The organism is Rhodococcus sp. NPDC058505, from assembly GCF_042720095.1.
GTDB lineage: Bacteria > Actinomycetota > Actinomycetes > Mycobacteriales > Mycobacteriaceae > Rhodococcus_G.
The window spans coordinates 114,081-122,167 of record NZ_JBHXNB010000006.1 but is presented as its reverse complement, the minus strand read 5'-3'; the positions used below and the strand labels follow the sequence as shown (position 1 = coordinate 122,167).

The 8,087-nt window shown below is 71.9% G+C and carries 6 protein-coding genes (1 of these 6 only partly in view); 1 reads left to right on the top strand and 5 read right to left on the bottom strand.

Annotation, left to right across the window (positions count from 1 at the left end; all coding sequences use genetic code 11):
- Positions 1–137: 137 nt before the first annotated feature.
- From ACFWPA_RS06990 to ACFWPA_RS06980, 3 genes are all read right to left on the bottom strand, one after another.
- Complete coding sequence (locus ACFWPA_RS06990) at positions 138–962, bottom strand: sugar phosphate isomerase/epimerase family protein (RefSeq protein ID WP_378569927.1); 825 nt, start codon at positions 960–962, stop codon at positions 138–140.
- Positions 963–1,024: 62 nt separating this feature from the next.
- Positions 1,025–2,347, bottom strand: coding sequence for a hypothetical protein (locus ACFWPA_RS06985; protein WP_378569904.1), 1,323 nt, complete (start codon positions 2,345–2,347; stop codon positions 1,025–1,027).
- Entirely contained in the window at positions 2,344–3,294 is a 951-nt protein-coding gene (locus ACFWPA_RS06980; protein WP_378569903.1) for a hypothetical protein, read from the bottom strand. The genes ACFWPA_RS06985 and ACFWPA_RS06980 overlap by 4 nt, the downstream gene beginning before the upstream one ends.
- A gap of 66 nt (positions 3,295–3,360) precedes the next feature.
- Between ACFWPA_RS06980 and ACFWPA_RS06975 the strand changes: the two genes are divergently transcribed.
- The gene (locus tag ACFWPA_RS06975; protein WP_378569926.1) at positions 3,361–4,164 is read left to right on the top strand and encodes a hypothetical protein; all 804 of its coding nucleotides are present in this window, start codon (positions 3,361–3,363) and stop codon (positions 4,162–4,164) included.
- Between the two features lie 31 nt (positions 4,165–4,195).
- On the opposite strand, the gene ACFWPA_RS06970 is transcribed toward ACFWPA_RS06975, so the two are convergent.
- Positions 4,196–5,236, bottom strand: coding sequence for an alpha/beta hydrolase (locus tag ACFWPA_RS06970; RefSeq protein ID WP_378506204.1), 1,041 nt, complete (start codon positions 5,234–5,236; stop codon positions 4,196–4,198).
- Positions 5,237–5,239: 3 nt separating this feature from the next.
- Positions 5,240–8,087: the 3' end of a non-ribosomal peptide synthase/polyketide synthase gene (locus tag ACFWPA_RS06965; protein ID WP_378569902.1), read on the bottom strand. 24,812 nt of this gene lie beyond the right edge of the window; only the last 2,848 of its 27,660 coding nucleotides appear in the window; its start codon lies off the right edge, out of view; it ends in the stop codon at positions 5,240–5,242.

Here is an 8,087-nt window from a genome sequence, read left to right as displayed (position 1 = left end):
CCGGGCGGGTGGTGGGCCGCCCCTCCCCCCGGCTCATCTGCTCAACACCAAGCAAGGGCTGGGGCTCGCCCTTGCGGCCCCGGCGCTTCAACTACCCCCCCCCGGGGTACAAATCCCCCCACGGTCCGCGGCAGCGGCTATCTCGCGAGGTACTCGCGGGCGAACGCCAGCGACTGCGCCAACATCGACCTGCGTTCGGCCCTGGTGCGCGCGTTCTGCGTGTTGATCTCGAGCACCACGTGCCCGTCGAACGCGGACGCGGCCAGCGACCGGCACATCTGCGCGCAGGGCTGGCTGCCGTGCCCCGGGATCAGGTGCTCGTCCGCGGACGCACCGCGGCCATCGGCCAGGTGCAGGTGGGTCAGGCCCTCCCCCATCCGGCTCGCGAGCGCGGCCGCGTCCATCCCGGCGGTCGCGGTGTGCGAGAGGTCAAGAGTGTAGTGCGCGTGCCCGACATCGGTCGGGTCGTAGGACGGCGCGAACGCGGACACGCCGGGTCCCGGACCGCCCCGCTTCTCCAGCCGCTCGGCCGACTTCGACTTCGCGCCCCAGAATCGGTCGGCGCGCATCGGGAACATGTTCTCCACGGCGACCGCGACATCACTGCGCTGCTCGAGGTCGTGCACCTGATCGGCGAACCCGTCCGCGTACCGGCGTTGCCACCGGAACGGCGGGTGCACGACGACGGTCCGCGCGCCGAGGGCCTCCGCGGCCCGCACCGACCGTTCCAGCTTGGCGACCGGGTCCGCGCCCCACACCCGCTGCGAGATCAACAGGCACGGCGCGTGCACGGCCAGCACCGGGACCGCGTACTTCCGGACCATCCGCGTGACGGTGGCCAGGTCCTGACTGGCCGTCTCCGCCCACACCATCAGCTCGACACCGTCGTAGCCGAGTTCGGCGGCGTACTCGAACGCCGCCTCCGTGTTCTGCGGGTACACCGACGCCGTCGACAGACCCACCAGGATCCGGTGACCCCGGCCCGCCGCCCGGTCCACCGGACCGCCGCTTCCCGCCGCCACCGTCAGCTCGAACTGAGCACGAACACGAGGGGGCCGATCGTCACGAATACGCCGACGATCACCGCGATCAGCAGGCTCAGCAGATCCTCGGTCTGACGCAGGATGCGGACCACCGCGACCAGCCCGGCGATCACCAGCACGGCCAGTACCAGCGCCACCCACGGCAGCGATTCCCACAGCTTCTCGAAGCCCTTGAACAGCAGCGCGCCCGCGACGATCGCGACGACGGCCTGCCCAACGAGCACTGCCCACTGGCGGAGCGCGCCGCCGCGGGTGGTGCTCGCCTGCTCCGCAGGGCCGTCGTCCTCGTCGTCAACCGCGGGGGCGGGGCCGGTGTCGTCGCGTCCTGCCGGCTTCGCGGCAGGCGCCACCGTCACATCGGTGGCCTCGGCGGCCCCCGGCGTGTCCGTGACCCGCGGGAACTCGCCCGTGGTGTGCACCAGCGCCCGCGCCTCGTCGAGCGACTCGGTGCGGGCACTGCGGGCCTGACGCAGCAGGTCCGCCTCGAGGCTCGAGCCGGACAGCAGCGCGGGCTCGCGGACGGTGGGCGTCCCCGTGTAGGGCTTGGCCTTCGACCCGGCCGACGCGTCGGGCGCCTCCGGCTCCGGCTCCGGCCGGAACCGGCGCCCCGTGCTCGCCGCGGGCACCACCGTGGTCTTCTCGGCCGGCGACTCGGAGCCGAGGCCCGCCGACGGCACCGAACCGCTGGCGACCGAGCCGCCCGCGGCTGGCGTCACGGCGTCGACGACGGTCGTCTTCTCGACCGCCGACGCGGGCGCCGGGGTTGCGGTGCTGGCGGCGGCCGGTGCTGGCGAGGGGATCGGCCCCGACACCGTCGGGGGCACCGTCGCGGCCGGGGCCGCGGTCGACAATGCGCTGTCCTGCGCGGACCGGTCGGCCGCGGCCTTGCGGTCCGCGTCCGCCTTCGCGAGCACCGCCCGCCGCAGCGCCGGGATCGCCTGGGTGTGATCGACCTCGGCGGGGACGCCGGGCGCGACGGGCAGCGACGGCGGCGTTACCTCCGGAGTCGTGCTGACCGACGGGATCGGGTCCGGGGCCTCCGGGCGCGGGGCCGGGGCGGCAGGGACCGCACCGGCACCGGAGGCGCCTGCGATGTCGTCGTCCGGGTCGGGTGCGGCGCGCCGGTTGCGGGGCCGGACATCCGCGTCCGACACCACCGGCAGTTCACCGGTCAGTTCGGCAACACTGATCCCGCCTGCTGCGCCGCGGCGCCGCCGCCCGCCCCGCGACTCGACCTGCTGACCGTTGCGGGCGAGCAGCTCCGCGACGGAGATCTGCCCGGTGTCCTCGGGCTTGCCACTCATCGCGCCACCACCAGTTCGCCGCCCATATCCGTGTCCAGTTTGCGCAGGATCAGACCCTCCCGCAGCGCCCACGGACAGATCTCCAGCTCGTCCACCGACAGTGCCCGCATGCTCGCCTCCGCAATCAGTGCGCCTGCCACGATCTGTTGTGACCGGTCCGCGCTCACACCCTCCAGCTCCGCGCGGTCCGACGTCGTCATCCGCGAGATGAACGCGATCAGCTGGCGCAGCCCGCTCGCGGTCAGTGTCCTCCGGACCCGGGGGCCCGCGGCGGAGGGCGCGGCCCCGGTGAGTCGCGCCAGCGACCGGAACGTCTTGGACGTGCCGACCACGCGGTCGGGGGAGCCCGCGGCGCGCAGCGCCTTGGCCGGCTCAACCAGTTCCGCGTCGAGCCAGTCCCGCAGCACCGCGACCCGACGCTTACCCGGCGGGTCGGACTGCAACCAGTCCCTGGTCAGTCGCCCCGCGCCGAGCTGCAGCGAGAACGCGACGTCCGGGTCCTCGTCCCCGCCCGCGGTCATCTCGAGGGACCCGCCGCCGATGTCGAAGTTCAGGATGCGGCCCGCGCTCCATCCGTACCAGCGGCGCACCGCGAGGAAGGTCAGCCGGGCCTCGTCGACCCCGGACAGCACCTCCAGGTTCACCCCGGTCTCGGCCCGCACCCTGGCGAGCACCGCCTCGGAGTTGTTGGCGTCCCGGACCGCGGACGTCGCGAACGCCATCAGCTCGCCGCACCCGGACGTGGCCGCGATCGACGCGAAGTCGCCGACGGCCGCGACCAGCCGGTCGGCGCCGCCGACGGTGATGTCGCCCGCCGCGTCGGTGTTTTCCGCGAGCCGCAGCGTCGCCTTGGTCGAACTCATCGGGGTGGGATGCGCACCCCTGTGCGCATCGACCACCAGAAGGTGGACGGTGTTGCTTCCGACGTCGAGTACCCCTAACCGCACGTGACCACGGTACTGGGTCTACCGTCTGGCACTGTGACAGCAGGCGCCGCCCCGAACACCGCGAAGATGACGCCCACTCCGGAGGTGGACCTCGACTTCCCCCGCGAGTGGATCGAGTTCATCGACCCGGCGAATCCCGACCACCTCATCGCCGCCGACCTGACCTGGCTTCTTTCCCGGTGGACCTGCGTGTTCGGCACCCCGGCCTGCCAGGGGATCATCGAGGGCAGGCCCGACGACGGCTGCTGCTCGCACGGCGCCTTCCTCTCCGACGAGGAGGACCGCGAGAAGCTGGACCGCTGCGTGAGCATGCTCACGCCAGCCGACTGGCAGTTCATGGAGAAGGGCCTCGGCAAGAAGGGCTACGTCGAGGAGGACGACCTCGACGACGAACCGGCACTGCGGACCCGCAGGCACAAGGGTGCGTGCATCTTCCTGAACCGCCCCGGCTTCGAGGGCGGTCTCGGGTGCGCGTTCCACATCATGGCGGTGCGCGAGGGCATCGAGCCGCTCGAGGTGAAGCCGGACGTGTGCTGGCAGTTGCCGATTCGGCGCACGCAGGAGTGGGTGGACCGGCCGGACGGCGAGCAGATCCTGCGGACCACGCTCACCGAGTACGACCGGCGCGGCTGGGGTGAGGGCGGCGCGGACCTGCACTGGTACTGCTCGGGGTCGCCGGACGCGCACGTCGGCACCCGGCCGGTGTGGCAGTCGTACGGCCCGGAGCTGACCGAGCTTCTCGGGGCCCCGGCGTACGCGGAGTTGGTGCGGCACTGCAGGCGACGGGCCGGGTTGGGCCTGATCGCGGTGCACCCCGCGACGTCCGCGGCCCGCGACGCAAGGGCGGCAGCGCGGCCCGCCGAGGCCTGACGACACAGCCCTGCCCGCCGAGGCCTGACGGCTACGCCTCGTCGACGCCGAGCGCGCGGGCCAGCGTCGGCCACGACCGGCGCAGCGTGTCCTGCCAGTACCCCCACGAGTGGGTTCCGGTCGGCTGCAGGTCGGTGTCGACGGGAATGCCGAGCTCACCGAGGCGCGCCACCAGCCGGTGGGTGCAGTAGTTGGCGGCGGCCTCAATCGCCCCGCCGACGACGATCTGGTCCGGCAGCGGCGGCGACAGCGCGGGCCGCGGCGCCTCGGGACGTTCGAACTCGCCGGGCAGCCCGGTGCCGCTGGAGACGAACAGCTCGAGCCCGCGGAGCTTGTCGGCGTTGACGTACGGATCGTGCCGGACCCATTCCGGGTCGCCGGGCGGACCCCACATGTTCCGGGTGTCGCCCCGGCCTGCGACCTCGACGACGGCCCGCACCATCGCCTGCCCGATCGGGTCGCTGGTCATCGCGCAGCCGCTGTACGAGGCGACCCCGCGGTACAGGCCGGGGGCTTGGATGGCGAGGTCGAGGACCGAGCTCGCGGACATCGACAGACCGCCGATCGCGTTGACCCCGTTGGCGCCGAGCGCCGCGTCGAGGACCGGCGGCGCCTCCTCGGTGAGGAACGTCTGCCACTGGTTGCGGCCGAGCTTCGGGTCGTCGCGTCGCCAGTCGGTGTAGTAGCTGATGTAGCCGCCAACCGGGATCGCCACGTTCACGTTCTTGTCCGCGAAGAAGTCCTCGATGTCGGTCTGCCCGATCCAGTTCGCCCCGTCCTCGCCGCCCCCGGCCCCGTTGAGCAGGTACAGCGTCGGCCGGGGGGCGCTGGTGTCGGCCGGGCGCAGCACCTGGAACTCCACCACCTCGTCCATCGACGGCGCGTACACGAAGACGTTCCACCGCGTGTCGTCGATCTTCTCGATGCGGTCGAGCCGGCCAGCCTGCGTGGACTCCCCCGCCGCCTCGGTGGCGGCGGCGGGGGCGGGGGCGGCACCCGCGGCGGCTACGCCGAGCGGGGTCAGCGCCACCGCAGCGACCAGGGCGGGCAGGATCGTCCAACTGGACCGCATACGTCAGTGTCCGTTTCTCGTCGAGGCTCCGGGCCCACCGTCGGCGACGGCGAGGTGCGCCCGCGTCACCGGGCCGATCGTGTCGAGGGACGCGGGCACGGTCATGTGCCAGTGCGTGCTCTCGACCTGATGGTTCTCGATGCCTCCGCTGACGAACGGACGCCACGTCCGGGCACCTCGTGATCCCGTGGAATCATCCAGTGCCGCGGTGAAGTACAGCAGATCGCCCGCGAACACTCCCGGCCGATGACGCTCCATGAGGTCGGAATTGTGTTGGGCGCTCGCGATCATCCGCTGAACGTGCTCGGCAGTCAAGACCGAGAGCGGTCCACCGATTGCGGGCAGCAGCGTCGACGCCGCCTCGGTGAGGGCCTCCGCGGACAGGGTGTCCAGGCCCGCGGGAAGCTGCCCGTCGAATCCGAGTCCCGCCAACAGATCTGCGGCACCGACCGGCGCGGCCGGTTCGGTCCGCTCGATCCGCTCGGCGATGCTGTCGAGCATGGTCAGCGACTCCACCCGCTCCCCGACCTGCTGCAACTGCACCGCCATCGCGTGTGCGAGGACCCCGCCGAGCGACCACCCCAGCAGGTGGTACGGGCCCGACGGTTGGATCCGCCGGATCTCGGCGACGTACCGCGCGGCGAGCTCGTCGAGCGAGGCTGGCGCGTCTCCGTCCGCCACGATCGCCGGCGACTGAATCCCGTAGACCGGCCGCGAGGCGTCGAGGTGCTGCGCGAGACCGGTGTAGCACCAGGACAATCCGACGATCGGATGGATGCAGAACAGCGGGCTATCGGTGCCAGCGGTGCGGATCGGGTAGAGCACCTGCAGCGCGGACTCCGCATCGCCGTGACCGGCCGCCATGCGCGCCGCGATGGACGCCGGGGTGGGGTCCGTCATGAGCAGCTGCAGCGACACCTCCGCTCCCGTCAGCTCCCTGAGCCGGGTCACGACGCGCACCGCCACCATCGAGTTGCCGCCGAGTTCGAAGAAGTTGTCGTCGGCACCGACCCGCTGCACACCGAGCAGTTCCTCGAACACCGATGCCACCGCGCGTTCCCCGTCCGTCCCCGGCCTGCGGTATTCGGTCGGTGTGAAGACCGGGTCCGGCAACGCCTTCCGATCGAGTTTGCCGGTGACGCCAAGCGGCAGCGCGTCGAGGGGGACGATCACCGCAGGCACCATGTAGCTGGGCAGCTCCCGACCGAGTGCGGAGCGCACTCCGGAGGGATCGAGGTCGGTCCCCGGGTTTGGTACCACGTAGGCGACCAGACGACCGCCGAGCGTCGGGTCGTCGACCGCGGCGACGGCCGCCGCGTCGACACCGGGGCACCGGCGCAGCGCCGCCTCGATTTCGCCGAGCTCGATGCGGAAGCCACGTACCTTCACCTGGAAGTCGGACCGGCCCAGGTACTCGATGCGACCGTCGGCACGCCACGCGGCGACGTCGCCGGTCCGATACATCCGTTCGCTGGCATCGCCGAAGGGGTTCGCGACGAACCGGTCCGCGGTCAGACCGACCCGACCGTGGTAGCCGCGGGCGAGCTGCGTACCGGCCAGGTACAGCTCGCCACGGACACCGACGGGGACGGGCCGCAGCCGCTCGTCGAGGACGTAGGTCCGGGTGTTCCACTCCGGCACGCCGATCGGGATGGTGACGCCGTCCTCGTCGCTCGTCCGGTGCGCGGTGACGCTGACCGCGGCCTCGGTTGGCCCGTACAGGTTGACCAGCTCGGCTCGGTTGCCTGCCCGGAACTCGCGTGCGGTCTCCGCGGGGAGGGCCTCGCCGATCGCCAGCACCCGCCGCAGCGACGACGGCAGCGTGCCGCCCGCCGCTGCGAGCAACATCGACAGCATCGACGGCACGGTGTGCAGGGTGGTGACGCCCTCCTCCTCGATCAGCTCGAGCAGGTGGTCCGGGTCGCGGTGCCCGTCCGCGGCCGCGACGACGAGGCATCCACCCGAGGTGAGCGCGGACCAGAATTCCCACACCGACAGGTCGAAGGTCGCGGCGGTCTTGAGCAAGGCCGAGTCGGTCGAATTGAGTCCGAATTCTGCTTGCTTCCAGAGCAACTGGTTGACGATCGCGGCGTGCCCGACGGCGACGCCCTTCGGAGTTCCGGTCGACCCGGACGTGAAGATCACGTAGGCGGTGTTGGCACCGCGCAGCGGCGCCCGACGTTCCGCCGCCTCGATCGGCGTGTCCGGGTATCCCGACAGGTCGAGGTCGTCGATGTCGAGCACGGGTGCGACGCCACGCACGGCGACCCGATCGACCGAGGTGGTGAGCACGCACACCGGTGCCGCGGTGGCGAGGATGTGCCCGATCCGGTCGGCGGGATGATCGGGGTCGATCGGCACGTAGGCGCCGCCCGCCTTCGCCGTCGCGTACATGCCGACCACCAGGTCGATCGAGCGGCGCATCGCAAGGGCAACCGACGACTCCGGACCGACACCCAGCGAGATCAGGTGCCGCGCAAGCCGGTTCACACGAGCGTCGAACTCGACGTAGGTGAGCCGGTGGTCCTCGAACACCAGTGCCGGGTGGTCGGGTGTGCGAGCGACCTGCTCGTCGAACAGATCCACCAGGGTGCGATCCGCGGGGAGCGGGCGGCCGGTGTCGTTCCAGTCCACGAGCATCAGGTCACGTTCGCTGCCGTCCAACAGGTCGATGTCACCGACGGTCGTCGACGGGTCGGCGGCGACGGCCGCGACGAGCCGACCGAACCGGTCGGCGAGGGTGCGCACGGTGGCCTCGTCGAACAGCGCCGCGGAATAGGTGAACGCCGCCGACATGCCGAGCGGCTCACCGGACGTGCCGTACCGGTCGGTGGCAACGAGGTGCAGATCG